The organism is Ruegeria meonggei, assembly GCF_042768335.1.
GTDB classification, from domain to species: Bacteria; Pseudomonadota; Alphaproteobacteria; order Rhodobacterales; family Rhodobacteraceae; genus Ruegeria; species Ruegeria meonggei.
Genome location: NZ_JAXHBT010000001.1, coordinates 1,150,208 through 1,165,325, shown reverse-complemented (window position 1 = coordinate 1,165,325; position 15,118 = coordinate 1,150,208). Strand labels below are relative to the sequence as shown.

Genomic DNA, 15,118 nt, shown 5'->3' with positions numbered 1-15,118 from the left:
TTCCCACAGGCTGCCCACCCCCAGATGCAAGCGGCGGCTCGATCTAAAGTCCGCAACAGTAACGCAAACAGGTTTTAACCAAACCTTACGCTGGCGCATTCGATGAAATTGTTAGCGGCAGATTGATCCGCTGCGACGACGGGCTGTATCGAAATGGAAATGCCCTTGATGGAACCGGTCAGAATTGGGGCCAAGCACGGTACCGAACAGGCCACAGGCCCCGGTATGCAGATCACGCATAACGTCACTCGTGTCGTCCGCTTTCCATCCGTTGCCCACCGTAATCACGGTGCCATCCATCAGTATGAAAGAAGAGATATCAATTGCGCGCCCCCGTGCATGCTCGGAAAGGCGGGCGCGGGGTTGGTTGTTCTGTGTGCGACAGGCATAGTGGCCGACAAGGCGTATGCCTTTTAGACCACCACCGCGATCCGCAAACGCAGGTTTGGCTGTGTTTTCGATCCATGTTTTGAAAGTAATCGCAGTCTGGCAATCCATCAGTGCCAGTTGGCTTAGAAAAACGTCGGACACCACGCGGATGCGTACCGGGGCTGCAATTCCACACCCTCTGAGCTTTCCTGAAAAAGGCTTGCGGGTGTCGCCTATTATTGTCCAGTCGCCACACACCGCCCCACGCTTGCGCATGAGCTCGCGTCCGAGTTCGAGTTTGCGAAACCTGCACGGTCGCAGCTGTGGTCTTGGTGAACTCACCACCTTTGGGTTGGGTTTGACAGGCCCGGCAACCCCTTCGACATCAGGCAAGGTGAGGGGAACAGACGGGTCAAAGGCCACGAGATCAGATCGTGGGGTTTGCAGGCTTTCGGCGCAATCCGGTGCCGCACTCGCCATGCCCGCGCACAAAACAAATACAGTGACTAAAACTCGCATAGTTTGACTTGCTCCATCCCAAGCCTGGCGCAACTGGTTACCGACTGACTACGACGTTATCACAAGGCGGGCACGGATTGCGGTTAAAAACGAAGCGTCCGGCGTTGTCCTGTATGTCTACACTACCCTCAGCTTTGCCCTGTCCTTACAGTCATGCTTGCAGCGCGCCTTAACGGGACAGCAAACCCAGTAGGAGCGTGTCCTAGCGCTTGAACAGAACGTTTTGCGATTTCTTGTCGCTGTGATCACCACGCAATTCCGCATGCAGCGCACGGCCGGCCTGTACCCCCGGGCGGGCACCGACTGTTTCCAGCCACCGGGTAAAATGCGGCTTATCCTCCAATACCTGTTGCTGGCCTTCCCACAGGCTGGCCCAACCCCAGATGGACATGTCCGCGATAGAGTAGAAATCCCCCGCAACATATTCATGCTCGGCCAAGCGCCGGTCGAGCACGCCGTATAGCCGACCGACCTCGGCGCGATAGCGGTCTTTGGCGTAGGGCAGGTCCTGGGGCGGATCGAGCTGTGGGGCGTAATTCAGGAAATGATGCGCCTGTCCGGCCATTGGGCCAATACCGCCCATCTGCCACATCAGCCACTCCTCGACCGATATGCGGTCGCGTTCCGTATCGCCATAAAAGCGACCCGTCTTACGGGCCAGATACATCAGGATCGCGCCGCTTTCAAAGACCGAGATCGGCGCGCCGTCCGGGCCGTCCGGGTCAATGATGGCAGGCATGCGGTTGTTTGGAGAGACTTTCAGGAATTCAGGATCAAACTGATCGCCCTTTCCGATATTGATCAGATGGGTCGTGTAGGGTAGCCCCATTTCTTCTAGCGCGATAGAGGCCTTCCAGCCGTTTGGCGTGGGCCAGAAATACAGATCGATCATGGTATCTCCTCAGGTTGAGAAGATCATGAGGCTTTCTGAACAAACGGCAAGAGTTGTCGCGGACGGGGCAGGGCAAAAAGCCGTGACCAGCGGCGTGTTGGTTGATCGGGAATGCCGCGTTGCAGGGCGGGCAGGATCAGCCGGTTCTGATCGCGCAGCAATGCATTGTAAATTCGCAGCATGCCCGGGCGGGTATAGCTGGACCAGTGGCAGATGCGGCGCTGTGGGCCGCCAATCGGAAAGTTCGCCCGTGACAAATGATCCAGCGTCTGAAGGCAGTCGATTTGCAGGGTCACCGCATTTGGCGCGTTGAGCCCTGTACCAATGCATCGGTCTCCTCGTTTCGGCGGCTAAATCAGCAACTCGTACAAACAATCAAACAGGTCGTTTTCGCGGCTGATCACGTTGATGAACTCGGCCCGACGGCCAGCAGGCGTGTCCAGCGCCATACGAGCGCGGCTGTGATACGCGGCACCAGTCATTGAGATAACGCGGTTTAGCGCGCCGGGCTGAATATGATGCAGGGCCTCAAGCGAAAGTTCCGCGCCCATCGAATGGCCGATGAAATGGATCGGGCGATCCGGATTCATCTGCCGTAGGCTGCCGATCAGTTCGGCAAGCGCGTGCCCGGCTTTGATTGCGCGCTTTCGGGCCTCCCACATCGGTCCTTGCGCATTCCAACCAAAGGCGATGCCCAGCCCCTCATCTTCGAACCCGGATCCAAAACCCAGATGTTGCGGCCAACTGAGGCAATGCCTGCGCAAGGGCGATGGCTGTAAAGCCAGGATGCTTTGATGCGGGCAGGATTTTGAGCATTCGGGGCGGTATTTTTAGCCATGCGTCATGATGATGACAGGGCCGGGTGAGCTCCGGGTCTGACGTAAAACGCTGCGCGGGGGCCGGGGGCTGCGGTGCAAAGCGAATGTATCGCCAACGGCATTGATCCTGATCATTGGCATAGCTTTGCCTCACACAAGATGTTGTGGTGCTGCTTTCGCATAACGCTATGACGCTTCGATGAAAGGAAGGTTACAGATGCGTGACGTTGCACGTGTCGGGGTTGACGCGTTTGCATGTGCGGCGTAATGGCAACGGTGCTACGTGGCGATTTGTTACCGGATTGCGGGCCACGCTAAACAACACCGCTAAAAGGTCAGGATGAAAGGCCCCTTTCGCTTGACCGCGTCTGGGGTTTTTTTGATGCCTTTGCCAGACAAAGGCCGAGAGGAATGACATGAGTGAGAGCTGGAACAAACGCACCCAAGCCGTCCATGGCGGCATCCGTCGCAGCCAATACAATGAGGTCAGCGAGGCGATCTTTCTGACCCAGGGTTTTGTCTATGATACCGCTGAACAGGCCGAGGCGCGCTTTATCGAAAGCGGTCCGGACGAGTTTATCTATGCCCGTTACGGCAACCCGACCGTGTCGATGTTCGAACAGCGCATTGCGGCGCTGGAAGGGGGCGAGGACGCCTTTGCCACTGCCTCGGGCATGGCGGCGGTGAACGCGGCGCTGACCTCCATGCTGAAGGCGGGGGATCATGTCGTCTCGGCCAAGGCGCTTTTTGGGTCGTGCCTGTACATTCTGGAAAACATCCTCACCCGTTATGGGGTTGAGGTCACTTTTGTCGACGGCACCGATCTTGAGGCTTGGAAAACGGCGATCCGATCTGACACCAAGGCGGTGTTTTTCGAATCCATGTCGAACCCGACGCTTGAGGTGATCGACATTGCCGCCGTTGCTGATCTGGCCCACACGGTTGGGGCGGTGGTGATTGTGGATAACGTCTTTTCAACGCCGGTGTTCTCGCGCGCGATTGAGCAGGGAGCCGATGTGGTCGTTTACTCTGCGACCAAGCACATCGACGGGCAGGGGCGCGCATTGGGCGGTGTCATCATAGGCACCAAAGAGTTCATCCGCGGCACAGTTGAGCCCTATCTCAAGCATACTGGCGGCGCTCTTAGCCCGTTCAATGCGTGGGTCATGCTGAAGGGTCTGGAAACGATGGCCTTGCGAGTCAACGCTCAGGCGGACACGGCGCTGATCATCGCTGAATTGCTGGAAGGTCACGCTGCGCTGGAGCGAACGTTGTATCCGGGGCTGAAAACCCATGCGCAGAACGTGCTGGTGCAATCTCAGTTGGGCGGCAAGGGTGGCACTGTTTTGTCGCTGGATATCAAGGGTGGCAAGGACGCCGCGTTTGCGTTCCTGAATGCGCTGACGATACCGGTGATCTCAAACAATCTTGGCGATGCCAAGTCGATCGCAACGCACCCCGCGACAACGACCCATCAACGTCTGAGCGATGCGCAGAAAGACGAGTTGGGGATCGCGCCTGGCCTAATCCGGTTTTCGGTTGGGCTTGAGGATGCAGGCGACCTGCTTGCCGATATCAGGCAGGCATTGGACGTTTCTCAGCGATAAGACGCGTAATCCGCCTGATGCGCCGGATCGAAACCGAAGTTGAGGGGCGCAAACAGCGCGCCCTTCACGGAAATCCGATCCGGGCTGTGATTTGGCACGTATTTGGTTACACTGGAAAACGCGCTGAACCGGTTTATATTCCGGCGACCAACCCAAGGAACCCTGATCGATGAACGTGCAACCCCGTGACATTGATGACGCACCTGACCATGATGAAGCCGCAGCCGCACTGAAGACCCTGCGGAAATGGGCCGAAACCGCAACCGAGGCCGAGATCAGCCAACTCGACCCGGCAATCGCACGTCTGGTGCCAGGGTTGGCCTCAACAAATTACCCGGCATTTTCTCGTGAGTACCCCGAAGGGTTCACGGTTAACGAGGCCTACCGCGCCTCGCTGCCCGATCTTCAGAACGGGCCATCCAGCCTGATCCGCGGAGCAAAGCAGCAGATCCAGCACGTGGGCATTTCGAATTTTCGCTTGCCGATCCGCTTTCATCGTAAAGACGACGAAGACCTGACATTGGAAACGTCGATCACCGGCACGGTCAGCCTTGAGGCTGAAAAGAAGGGCATCAACATGTCCCGGATCATGCGTTCGTTCTACAAGCATGCCGAGCGGACGTTCAGCTTTGAGGTCATGGAGGCCGCGCTGGACGACTACATGTCCGACCTGGACAGTTTTGACGCACGCATTCAGATGCGGTTTTCCTATCCCGACCGGGTGAAAAGCCTGCGGTCCGGGCTGGAAGGGTACCAGTATTACGACATCGCGTTGGAACTGGTTGAACAGAATGCCGTGCGCCAGAAGATCATGCATCTCGACTATGTCTACTCATCGACCTGCCCATGCTCTCTGGAGCTTAGCGAACATGCCCGTGCCACACGTGGGCAATTGGCGACGCCGCATTCGCAGCGTTCGGTCGCGCGGATTTCGGTGGTTGTCGATTGTGATGCGGATTGCCTTTGGTTCGAGGATTTGATTGGCCTGTGTCGCCGGGCAGTTCCGACTGAAACGCAAGTTATGGTCAAACGCGAGGATGAGCAGGCCTTTGCCGAGCTCAACGCAGCAAACCCGATCTTTGTCGAAGATGCAGCCCGCTTGTTCTGTGCCGAACTGTTGGCCGATCACCATGTCGGTGATTTCCGCGTGGTGGCCAGCCATCAGGAAAGCCTGCACAGCCATGATGCCGTTTCGGTTTTGACCAAGGGCCCAACCTTTGTTTCCGCCAGTTTGGACCCGCGTCTGTTTACAACGCTGTTCCATGTAGGGTGACCCGGACGGGGCTTTAAGTAAGCATAAAAACACTTCTGACGGCGGGTAATTGCCGCAATGCAGCAATTTTTGCTGCGATTGCATCCAATTCACACTATAGTGGCGTCGAATGCACCTATGTCGTAGCCGTGTATCTGGTGGCTACGTGACTCTGAAAAGGAAGCCGGCACGTGCGACGCCCAGGACTGCAAGGCAACGCAATCCGTCCGAATATGCGGGGCGGTCAGGGTTCTTTACTCTTTCGCAGGTTGCATCGCTTTCACAGGAGAAAACACTCATGAACCCGATTACCCAACCGCTGGAGTTTCAGGCAGCGGCAATTCGTATGGCTGGACAAGCGGTCGGCAACCAGCTGAAAATCATGCAGATTTTTACATGCTCTGCGTTGGAGCTGCCCTTTTTACCGGTGCAGGTCCTGTACGCGTCATCCAAAATCCCCGCGCCGGTTGCCAAGGCACCGGAATTCAAATCGCAGGCCAAGACGGTAGCGCCGGCAGTCAAGGCCAAGCCAAAGCCAGCCGCCAAAGCAACGCCGGCGGTTCAGGCAAAAGCAACTGTCGATGCTAAGATCGAATCACCCAAGCCTGCGGCTGTGAAACCGGCGGCAAAAGCCAAGACCGCACCCGCTGCGACTGCAAAAAAGCCCGCGGTTGCTAAGGCTGCGATTGCCAAAACCGCTCCGGCCTCAAAAGCTCCGGCGACGAAGTCTGTTGCAGCTGCTGCGCCCAAACCTGCCGCTGCAAAGCCAGTTGCCGCGACACCTGCACCGAAAGCGGTTGCCAAACCCGCTGCTGCTCCGGCCAAACCGGTCGCGCCCAAGGCAGCCGCCAAACCCGTCGCTCCTAAGGCTGCAGCCAAGCCCGCAGCGCCGAAAGCCGCAGCTGTGAAAGCTGTTGCACCCAAAGTTGAGGCGCCCAAAACAAAAGCAGCTATAGCTGCCACACCCAAAGCAGCGGCAGCTAAGTCGACAGCCCCCAAGGCAGTTGCAGCGAAACCCATGGCGTCCAAGGTTGAGACCGCAAAACCCGCAGCCGCAAAGACCGAGGCAGCAAAACCCGTTGCAGCAAAGGTTGCAGTCGCTGAGCCTCAGGCAGCCAAGCCCACCGCAGCTGCGCGCAACACGCGCGCGCCGTCGAACCCGCCTGCGATGCCTTCGTCGGTTGCCAAAACGGACAAGTAAAACCGGGCATCCGCTTGACACTGTCGTGCAGGCGCGCCAACGCTGCGCCTCATGACGGACATGCGCCCGGTTGGATATGTGATTGGCCTGTTGGTCGCCATTCTTGGGGCGACCATGATGCTGCCCATGCTTGCGGATCTCATTGAAGGTCGGGGCGAATGGCATGTGTTTCTCGAAAGCGGCGTCATCACAATTCTGATCGGCGTTATCCTCTCACTCAGTTGTTCCAACGGGGTGGGAGAAGGTCTGACGATACGTCAGACCTTTTTGCTGACTACCGGCGTGTGGGTCGCGCTGCCGTTTTTCGGTGCGATCCCGTTTTTGTTCGGTGAGACCGAACTGCGGTTTGTCGATGCGTATTTTGAGGCGATGTCGGGGCTGACGACCACCGGTTCTACCGTTATTTCAGGCTTGGATAGTCTGCCGCGTGGGCTTTTGTTGTGGCGAGGCGTGCTGCAATGGCTGGGCGGGATCGGCATCATTGTGGTCGCCATGGTTTTCCTGCCCGAGCTTCGGGTCGGCGGTATGCAAATCTTCCGTTCGGAAGGGTTTGAAACAATGGGGAAAATCCTGCCCCGCGCGCAAGAGATTGCGGGTCAGATTTCCTTGATCTACGTCTTTCTGACCATTGTCTGCGTTTTGGTCTATGCCGGGTTAGGGATGAGCTTTTTCGACGCCCTGGTTCATGCGCTGACAACGATTTCGACCGGCGGGTTTTCCAACTATGACGCGTCTTTCGGGACGTTTTCAGGGCCTTCCGAATATGCGGCGTCAGTCTTCATGATCCTCGCGGCTTTGCCGTTTGTTCGCTACGTCCAGTTCGCCAACGGCACGACAAGCTCGCTTTGGCGAGACAGTCAAATCCGAGTGTTTCTGGCCACGATCCTGGTTCTGGTTGTGATCATGTCGGTCTTTCTGACCTCAGTATTTCCGCATCACTGGGAACAAGCGTTCCGCGAGTCCCTGTTCAATATCACTTCGATCATTTCCGGCACCGGATATGCCAGCGTTGATTACATGGGCTGGGGCAGCTTTCCGATCATGTTGTTCTTTCTGATCGGACTGATTGGCGGGTGCGCTGGATCAACCGCCTGTTCAATCAAGATCTTCCGGTATCAACTGCTGTTTGCTTCGATCAAGACGCAGATCCGTCGCATCCGGTCTCCGCACGGAGTGTTTGCGCCGCAATACGACGGGCGTACGATCGGACCGGACGTTCTGACCTCGGTCATGAGCTTCTTTATGTTCTTCGTGGTCACGCTGGGCGTGTTGTCCTGGGCCTTGGCGTTGACTGGTCTGGACTTTATCACCTCAGTTTCGGGGGCGGCGACTGCACTGGCGAATGTCGGGCCAGGGTTGGGGGACCAAATTGGTCCGGCGGGCAATTTCGCGAACCTGAACGACACTGCAAAATGGCTGCTGACCATCGGTATGCTGGTTGGACGGCTTGAGTTGTTGGCCGTCTACGCGCTGTTTACCACTCATTTCTGGAGAAGTTGATGAGAAGACCTCTGGGTGCCCAGATATCGCACATGCTGAAAGATCGTGGCGTTGACGTGATCTTTGGCATCCCCGGCGTGCATAATCAGGAAATGTACCGCGGGATCGAAGATGCGGGCATTACCCATGTGCTGGCCCGACACGAACAAGGCGCTGGGTTTATGGCGGACGGCTATGCAAGGGCGACCGGGAAACCGGGCGTGGCTTATGTGATCACCGGCCCGGGGCTGTGCAACATCATGACACCAATGGGGCAGGGCTATACTGACTCGGTGCCGATGCTGGTGATGTCGTCTTGCCTGGACGATCCGCAAGCGACGCAGGGGCAGTTGCACCAGATGAAGGATCAGCGCGGTGCGGCCGAAACTGTGACCAATTGGTCGTTTCAAGCGAACACGGCGCAGGCCGCCTATGGCTTGGTCGAGCGTGCCTTTGAAGAGTTCGAACTGTCGCGCCCGCTCCCCAAGCATATTCAGGTGCCGATCGCACAACTTGAGGCCGAGGCTGAGCCCGCACCGTTTCCAAGCCAGCCGGGCCTGCGCACAAAGGCTCTGCCGCCCGATGTAGCCTCGGTGTTGTCGTTGCTGAACATCGCACGTCGACCCCTGTTCATTCTGGGGGGCGGTTCCCGGTCCAACCTGTGGCGGCAAATTCTGACCCAATTAGGGGCGGCCTGTTTTACGACCTATGCCGGGCGAGGGATGGCCGGGCTGGGTTATGCGCTGGATTTCGGTGCCGCGCTGCCTCGTCCGGGAAGTGCCGATATTATCGGCTCAGCCGATCTGGTGGTCGCAATAGGTGCAGAACTGGGTGAAGTTGATTTGTGGCGTGACACGCTGGGCCATTCCGCCCATCTGGTGCGGGTTGATCTTGATCCGCAGGTTCTTGCTGACCGCCACCGCGCCGCAGTCAAGCTGCAGGCGGATGGGGAAAGCTTTGCCCATGCCCTTTGGGCCTCGATCGACCATGTCAAACCCGCAACAGGATGGACACCCGAAGAGGTTGCGCTGGTGCGCAGTCGCTGGCGCGCCGAAGTGGATGCCGAGCGTCCGGGTATCGTCCCAGTAATCGACGCGCTGCGTGACGCCATGCCGGCGGATACGATGATTTACTCGGACATGACCCAATTCGCCTATGTGGCCAAGGAAGTCTGGGACATGGCCTTTCCCTACCACTGGCATCACCCGACCGGATTCGGCACGCTCGGTTACGCGTTACCCGCCGGGATTGGCGGCGCGGTGGTGCGTCGGGGTAAGCCCACTGCTGTGATTGCAGGGGATTACGGGTTTCACTATACGATGATGGAACTGGGCACAGCGGTTGAGCTGGGCCTGTCTCTGCCCATCATCTTATGGGACAACGGTAAGCTGAAAGAGATCGAAGACAGCATGATCGGCAGCCAGATCGCCCCCAACGCGGTCGTGGCGCGCAACCCGGATTTCTGCAAGTTGGCCGACGCCTTTGGGGCCTTGTCCGTGGCCCCAGCCAATTTGGAACAGATGCAAGCAGCGGTGCGTGCTGCGTTTGATGCTCCTGTTCCAACCCTGATCCGGGTGACCCCGGGTATTCTGTAGGCACAAAAAAAGCCGCCCAAGAGGGCCGCGTTTTTCTTTGTTTGTTTGACTTAATCCCAGCAGTGAACCAGCACTGTCATCCCGTTTGCCCTGCGGCTCAGTTCATTTGGTGAGATTTCGGCTGCCGACTGACCGGACTGACCCGAGACTCCGGCCTGTGTCAGAACTTCGTTCAGCCGATCCACGGTGGCGGCAAGGCTGACAGAGGCGGGCAGGGTGCGCCCTTCGGATGGTGTCGGCAGCAACATGCCAACAACCTGACCGCTGTCGTCAAAGACGGGGCCGCCTGCATCGCCCGGTTGGGCGGCCAGTGCCAGGCGTTTAACACCGTTCTCGCCATCCAGACCACGCACATCGGTGATCTGGCCGAATGTCAGTGTCGGAGCCCCAAGCGCGCCCTGATACGAGAACCCGGAGACCGCGATCTCGGATTGAATACGAGGTTTGTCGGCGCTGAATTCTGCCACATTGATCGGCACAAGGCTGCGCACAGGGCGCAACACGGCCACGCCCAGGTTTGCATCGCTCCAGGCCACCTGTACTTCCTGATCATTGTCCAGTGTCACGCGGGTGCAGCTGTCGGTGGCCTCGGAAACGGTCAGAACCGTGCCATCCGCATCGGTAAAGAACCCTGACCGGGACAGGCGAGGCTTTCGTACCTGCAGCCCGGCTACAAGGTCGATGCGCTGTTCGGCATCCGCACCGGCGCCAGCGTCCAGAACGGCATCATTGGTGGTAAAACTGGCCTTGATCGCGGCCAGCACCCGTGCGCGGCGGGCCTCATCCCCTTCGGGCCAGACCAACGTAAAGCCTTTGATCTGTCCATCTTTCAGCGCAGCTTCGGTATAAGACACGATCCCTTTGCCGCGCCCTTCAAGGGTAAAAGCGTTATTGCGCAGGTTTCGCGGGCCATCCAGCGGCACAATCTCAAGCGATTGCATGACTTCATATAGCGCACGCAGAGTTGCCTTGTCACCTTTCTGACTGATCAGCAGGGCCTGGGTGTTGGGGTCGTCTGAACCAGCGAAATGGGCAAACGGGGCCTCATACCGGTCGAAGGCGACCATGCCCAGCGGCAAGTCCAACTCAATCCCAGCCTGCGGGTCTGCGTACCGATCCATGCCAGCGCTAATCAACGGCGCGTTAAAGTCATCCATCAGCGCCTGGCGCTGTACCGTGGTCAGAACGCCGGTTGGTTCATAGCCATTGAACCGCTGCCAATCCCCCATCGAACGGCGGGTGCCTTGACCAAATGCGCCGTCGATTGTCGAATTGTAGAACCCGGCGGCCTGAAGGGCGGTTTGCAAGTTCTCGCGGTCCTGGGCCGACAAAAGGCGTTCGGACTGCAACGCCTGAGACCGGGTTTCATCCGAAGCCTGAGGCGTCAAACCAGCCACAGGCTCTTCGGGTTCGGGCGTGCTTTCCACCGGCGGGGCCACGACGCCGCGATCCAGAATATTCGCGCCCACCGGCCAGAATTGCTGACCCAGCGCGCTTGAAAACGCAATGAAGCTGTCGGACGGGATTTGTCCCTCGGCGCGGTAGACACGCAGAACCTGTTCGGCGTCATTGCGCAGATAGGGTCCGATCACAATCGCGTACCAGCCAGAGTTCAACCGAAACCCGTTCACGTCAGGTAGGGTGTTGGCATAAGCCTGCGCCCGATCCTGTGCCTCGCGCAGCGACGGTTGCGCCTCGACCTGCACCCAAACGGCGCTGTCCTGTTGTGCGAAAACGGTTCGCACGCCGAAGAGAAATAGAAACAAAATTGCAGTGAATATGCGTGTCATTGTCTGCCCATGTCCGCAGTGTTTTGGTTTTGCGGCACACTACGCGATTTGCGGATAGGAAAGCCATGCTTGGAATACGGGGAATTTCCAGTGTGGCGGTGCAGTGACAGCCCGGGGCCATTGGCCCGTTGACGCCCCTTGGCCCCTTGCATAGGAAGGGAAAAACAGACCGAAACCGGGCGAAGTTGCACCCAAAAGGAATGTCATGACCGAACCGTCCAGCGCACCACGTTCATTTCAAGAGATCATCCTGCGGCTTCAGGCGTATTGGGCGTCGAAAGGCTGCGCCATCCTGCAGCCTTATGACATGGAGGTCGGTGCGGGCACGTTCCACCCTGCGACAACATTGCGCGCGCTGGGGTCCAAGCCCTGGGCGGCCGCCTATGTGCAGCCGTCCCGTCGCCCGACGGATGGCCGCTATGGCGAGAACCCGAACCGGTTGCAGCATTATTACCAGTACCAGGTGCTGATCAAACCCAGCCCGCCCGATCTGCAAGAGCTGTATCTGGGCTCATTGCAGGCTATCGGCATCGACATGGAGCTGCACGACATCCGGTTTGTCGAAGATGACTGGGAAAGCCCGACATTGGGCGCATGGGGTTTGGGTTGGGAGGTCTGGTGTGACGGCATGGAGGTCAGTCAGTTCACCTATTTCCAGCAGGTCGGTGGCCATGATTGCACGCCCGTCTCGGGCGAGCTGACTTATGGTCTCGAACGTTTGGCGATGTATGTGCTGGGCGTTGATCATGTGATGGATATGCCGTTCAACGATCCGCAATCGCCCAGCCCGCTGAGCTATGGCGACATTTTCAAGCAGACCGAAGAAGAATACGCCCGCTGGAACTTTGACGTCGCCAACACTGATGTGTTGCTGCGCCACTTCGAAGAGGCCGAGGCCGAATGCGCAACCATTCTGACGCAGGAGCATGACGATCCAAAAACCGGCAAGCGTATCGTAATGGCGCATCCGGCGTATGACCAATGTATCAAGGCCAGCCACATCTTTAACCTTTTGGATGCGCGCGGCGTAATCTCGGTGACCGAGCGGCAGGCCTATATCGGGCGGGTGCGGGCGCTGGCCAAACAATGCGCGGACGCCTTCGTTCAAACCAGGGCCGCCGGGTTCGAGGCCTAATGGGGCGCTCAGGCCAATCCGGGCAGCAGTACCTTCAGGCCGTCTGCGATCATGCTGATTGCGATGGCCGAAAGGATCATGCCCATAAAGCGGCTCATGATAACGCGCGCGTTGTCGGACAGCCGCTTGGCCAGAGCCGCGGCGTTCCAGAACGTGACGAACAGCAAAAACAGAACGCCCAGAAAAACACCTGCATAAACAATGGCGTCTACGGGTTTTGTAATGTGATGCGCATAGAGGATCAGAGTCGTAATTGTGCCGGGGCCGACCAGGATGGGGAAAGCCAGAGGGTAAAAGGCGACGGTTTCGGGCTTGGGGTAGGATCGCTTTTCACCTTCGGTTCCGTGATGCGCGGTGGTTTCCTTGCCGCTCAGCATATTGAGGCCGATCATCAGTACGACCAGACCGCCCGCGACGCGCAGATCGTCAACACTGATCCCGAACAGGCCCAGCGTCTGACTGCCAACGGCCGCGAAAGCACCGCCCAGAACAAGGCAATAAGTGGCTGTCTTTGCCGCAACTTTGCGCTGGTCGGCTGGCGTCAGGCCGTCGGTCACGCTCAGAAATACGGGCAGGTTGGTGATCGGGTTCATGATCGCAAACAGCGCGCCGAAAAATCCAACGGCAAGGGTCGTGTCCATTCCAAAAGCCTCGTTTCAGCCTGTTTCAGGTTGGAACCTGTCCCATTTTCCACCCGTTTGAAAGAGGTCGCGTGATCAGGATGTTGAAAACATGACCGGAAAACTACTTGCTCTCCTCCTTCTTGTCTCCGCCGTTCTGGCGGGTGGGGGCATGTACTACATGCAGGTGTATGGGTTTTATTACGACGTCGTCGCGCAACCAGGCGAGGATGTGGTGTTGCTGGGAACAGGGGCAGACGCCCCTGAACCGATCACCTACACAGCGTTTCAAGCAATTGACGCAGACAGCTCACCCATCCGGTACCGGGCCTGTTTTGAAACTGACCTGACGGCTGCGGACCTTTCCGCCTATCAGCCTGTCGAAAATGCAGAGCCTTTGACCGCACCGGGTTGGTTTGGGTGCTATGACGCGGTCGCCATTGCCGAGGCTTTGAAATCCGGTCAGGCACAGGCTTTCATGGGCACAAAGAACATTCACTTTGGCGTCGACCGGATCGTTGCCGTGACTAAGGATGGCAAAGGCTATGTCTGGCATGCGCTGAATAATTGCGGCGAAAAAGCTTATGACGGCACCGTTGTGGGTGAGGAGTGCCCTCTGCGCCCGGCGGCCGCGCAATGACTTACCTTGTACCTGATATGATCTCGGCCACTTTGGGGCTGGCAGTCTACTTGTTGGGGGCCGAGCTGAACACTCAGGTCGGGTTTCTACGGCGCTTCAACATCCCCGAGCCAGTCAGTGGCGGTCTGGTCGCGGCACTGGCGATGCTGACCCTGTACCTGACGACGGGTATTTCGTTTGAGTTTGAGATGGAAACCCGCGACTACCTGCTGGTTCTGTTCTTTGCCGCCATTGGCCTGAACGCCCGGTTCTCAGATTTGATTACAGGCGGTAAGCCTTTAGCTCTGCTTTTGGTTCTAACGCTGATCACAATCTTTGCGCAAAACGGGATCGGCATGTTGGGCGCCGTGGCCTTTGGCTTTCCGGCCCAGTCCGGCGTGCTGTTCGGCTCTGCCGCACTTATCGGTGGACACGGGACCGCAATTGCCTGGGCTCCGGAGGTTGGCGCAGTCACCGGGCTGGATGGGGCAACTGAGCTGGGCGTAGCGGTGGCTACTCTGGGGTTGGTGCTGGCGGCGCTGGTGGGCGGACCGGTTGCAAAGCACCTGGTCGAGCGCAATAACCTGACACCTGACCGTCCGACCGAAGAACTGACAGTCGGGGTTCCTACCGAGGACCAGCGCGATCCTGAGATCACGCCCATCGGTTTGATGCGGGTCATGCTGTATCTGCATCTGGCAATTATCCTGGGCTATGGCGCAAATATTCTGATCTCCGAGGCAGGGTTGAAGCTACCGCTATTCGTACCCTGTTTGATCATTGCCATTCTTATCGCCAACCTGCGCAGTTGGATGTTTCCTGACGCAGTACCAGTCAGCCGTACGCCGGCGCTTGGCCTGGCCTCAGAGTTCGCCTTGGGTGCCTTTCTGGCCATGTCATTGATGAGCCTGCAGCTTTGGACCATAGCTGAGCTGGGCGTGACCATCCTGGTGGTTCTGGTCGCGCAAACTGCCTTTACCGTAGTTTTTGTGATTTACGTGTTGTTCCCGGTGATGGGGTCGGGCTACCGCGCCGCCGTTTTGGCCGCCGGGTTCGGTGGCTTCGCTTTGGGTGCGACCCCCACGGCCATCGCCAATATGACCGCTGTCACCAAGCGATATGGCCCGTCACCTATTGCCTTTATCGTGCTGCCCCTTGTATCCGCATTCTTTGTGGACATTGCCAATGCCATCGTCATCCAGACGATCGTCAATTTCTAAGG

At 58.0% G+C, this 15,118-nt stretch carries 14 protein-coding genes and 1 riboswitch; of the genes, 8 read left to right on the top strand and 6 right to left on the bottom strand.

Annotated elements, in window-relative coordinates; translation table 11 throughout:
* Nucleotides 1-111: 111 nt before the first annotated feature.
* The 4 genes from SJY13_RS05745 to SJY13_RS05730 form a co-directional block, all read right to left on the bottom strand.
* A complete protein-coding gene (locus SJY13_RS05745) occupies nucleotides 112-645 on the bottom strand; it encodes an extensin-like domain-containing protein (protein WP_377188786.1) in 534 nt (177 codons plus the stop codon).
* A 445-nt stretch (nucleotides 646-1,090) separates the two neighbouring features.
* On the bottom strand, nucleotides 1,091-1,780 hold the full coding sequence (locus tag SJY13_RS05740) for a glutathione S-transferase N-terminal domain-containing protein (protein ID WP_377188783.1): 690 nt from the start codon (nucleotides 1,778-1,780) through the stop codon (nucleotides 1,091-1,093).
* Nucleotides 1,781-1,803: 23 nt separating this feature from the next.
* Nucleotides 1,804-2,076, bottom strand: a complete 273-nt coding sequence (locus SJY13_RS05735; RefSeq protein WP_377188780.1) for a hypothetical protein — start codon at nucleotides 2,074-2,076, stop codon at nucleotides 1,804-1,806.
* A 54-nt stretch (nucleotides 2,077-2,130) separates the two neighbouring features.
* Nucleotides 2,131-2,544, bottom strand: a complete 414-nt coding sequence (locus SJY13_RS05730) for a DUF726 domain-containing protein (protein ID WP_377188777.1) — start codon at nucleotides 2,542-2,544, stop codon at nucleotides 2,131-2,133.
* 327 nt (nucleotides 2,545-2,871) lie between these two features.
* Nucleotides 2,872-2,949, top strand: a riboswitch (SAM riboswitch).
* A 65-nt stretch (nucleotides 2,950-3,014) separates the two neighbouring features.
* Between SJY13_RS05730 and metZ the strand changes: the two genes are divergently transcribed.
* The 5 genes from metZ (at nucleotide 3,015) to SJY13_RS05705 (ending at nucleotide 9,732) form a co-directional block, all read left to right on the top strand.
* On the top strand, nucleotides 3,015-4,205 hold the full coding sequence (gene metZ, locus SJY13_RS05725; RefSeq protein WP_377188774.1) for an O-succinylhomoserine sulfhydrylase: 1,191 nt from the start codon (nucleotides 3,015-3,017) through the stop codon (nucleotides 4,203-4,205).
* A gap of 169 nt (nucleotides 4,206-4,374) precedes the next feature.
* Entirely contained in the window at nucleotides 4,375-5,478 is a 1,104-nt protein-coding gene (gene folE2 / locus SJY13_RS05720; protein ID WP_377188771.1) for a GTP cyclohydrolase FolE2, read from the top strand.
* A gap of 277 nt (nucleotides 5,479-5,755) precedes the next feature.
* A complete protein-coding gene (locus SJY13_RS05715) occupies nucleotides 5,756-6,658 on the top strand; it encodes a hypothetical protein (RefSeq protein ID WP_377188768.1) in 903 nt (300 codons plus the stop codon).
* 51 nt (nucleotides 6,659-6,709) lie between these two features.
* A complete protein-coding gene (locus SJY13_RS05710) occupies nucleotides 6,710-8,158 on the top strand; it encodes a TrkH family potassium uptake protein (RefSeq protein ID WP_377188765.1) in 1,449 nt (482 codons plus the stop codon).
* The gene (locus tag SJY13_RS05705; RefSeq protein ID WP_377188762.1) at nucleotides 8,158-9,732 is read left to right on the top strand and encodes a thiamine pyrophosphate-binding protein; all 1,575 of its coding nucleotides are present in this window, start codon (nucleotides 8,158-8,160) and stop codon (nucleotides 9,730-9,732) included. Before SJY13_RS05710 ends, SJY13_RS05705 begins: the two co-directional genes overlap by 1 nt.
* A gap of 50 nt (nucleotides 9,733-9,782) precedes the next feature.
* Here the strand turns inward: SJY13_RS05705 and SJY13_RS05700 are convergent, their stop codons facing one another.
* Entirely contained in the window at nucleotides 9,783-11,522 is a 1,740-nt protein-coding gene (locus tag SJY13_RS05700) for a serine protease (RefSeq protein ID WP_377188759.1), read from the bottom strand.
* 205 nt (nucleotides 11,523-11,727) lie between these two features.
* Between SJY13_RS05700 and SJY13_RS05695 the strand changes: the two genes are divergently transcribed.
* A complete protein-coding gene (locus tag SJY13_RS05695; RefSeq protein WP_377188756.1) occupies nucleotides 11,728-12,657 on the top strand; it encodes a glycine--tRNA ligase subunit alpha in 930 nt (309 codons plus the stop codon).
* Nucleotides 12,658-12,665: 8 nt separating this feature from the next.
* Here the strand turns inward: SJY13_RS05695 and SJY13_RS05690 are convergent, their stop codons facing one another.
* Nucleotides 12,666-13,298, bottom strand: coding sequence for a MarC family protein (locus SJY13_RS05690; protein ID WP_377188753.1), 633 nt, complete (start codon nucleotides 13,296-13,298; stop codon nucleotides 12,666-12,668).
* Between the two features lie 91 nt (nucleotides 13,299-13,389).
* Here SJY13_RS05690 and SJY13_RS05685 point away from each other — a divergent pair, with 91 nt between their 5' ends.
* Nucleotides 13,390-13,917: a DUF6446 family protein gene (locus SJY13_RS05685; RefSeq protein WP_377188750.1), complete on the top strand. Its 528-nt coding sequence runs from the start codon at nucleotides 13,390-13,392 to the stop codon at nucleotides 13,915-13,917.
* On the top strand, nucleotides 13,914-15,116 hold the full coding sequence (gene gltS, locus SJY13_RS05680) for a sodium/glutamate symporter (RefSeq protein WP_377188747.1): 1,203 nt from the start codon (nucleotides 13,914-13,916) through the stop codon (nucleotides 15,114-15,116). The genes SJY13_RS05685 and gltS overlap by 4 nt, the downstream gene beginning before the upstream one ends.
* The last annotated feature ends 2 nt before the right edge of the window (nucleotides 15,117-15,118 follow it).

Excerpts from the sequence above, each read along its gene's own strand:
- gltS (WP_377188747.1), top strand. The coding sequence starts at position 13,914 with ATGACTTACCTTGTACCTGATATGATCTCGGCCACTTTGGGGCTGGCA.
- SJY13_RS05705 (WP_377188762.1), top strand. The coding sequence starts at position 8,158 with ATGAGAAGACCTCTGGGTGCCCAGATATCGCACATGCTGAAAGATCGT.
- SJY13_RS05745 (WP_377188786.1), bottom strand. The coding sequence starts at position 645 with ATGCGCAAGCGTGGGGCGGTGTGTGGCGACTGGACAATAATAGGCGAC.
- SJY13_RS05710 (WP_377188765.1), top strand. The coding sequence starts at position 6,710 with ATGACGGACATGCGCCCGGTTGGATATGTGATTGGCCTGTTGGTCGCC.
- folE2 (WP_377188771.1), top strand. The coding sequence starts at position 4,375 with ATGAACGTGCAACCCCGTGACATTGATGACGCACCTGACCATGATGAA.
- SJY13_RS05715 (WP_377188768.1), top strand. The coding sequence starts at position 5,756 with ATGAACCCGATTACCCAACCGCTGGAGTTTCAGGCAGCGGCAATTCGT.
- SJY13_RS05695 (WP_377188756.1), top strand. The coding sequence starts at position 11,728 with ATGACCGAACCGTCCAGCGCACCACGTTCATTTCAAGAGATCATCCTG.
- SJY13_RS05690 (WP_377188753.1), bottom strand. The coding sequence starts at position 13,298 with ATGGACACGACCCTTGCCGTTGGATTTTTCGGCGCGCTGTTTGCGATC.
- SJY13_RS05685 (WP_377188750.1), top strand. The coding sequence starts at position 13,390 with ATGACCGGAAAACTACTTGCTCTCCTCCTTCTTGTCTCCGCCGTTCTG.
- metZ (WP_377188774.1), top strand. The coding sequence starts at position 3,015 with ATGAGTGAGAGCTGGAACAAACGCACCCAAGCCGTCCATGGCGGCATC.
- SJY13_RS05700 (WP_377188759.1), bottom strand. The coding sequence starts at position 11,522 with ATGACACGCATATTCACTGCAATTTTGTTTCTATTTCTCTTCGGCGTG.
- SJY13_RS05740 (WP_377188783.1), bottom strand. The coding sequence starts at position 1,780 with ATGATCGATCTGTATTTCTGGCCCACGCCAAACGGCTGGAAGGCCTCT.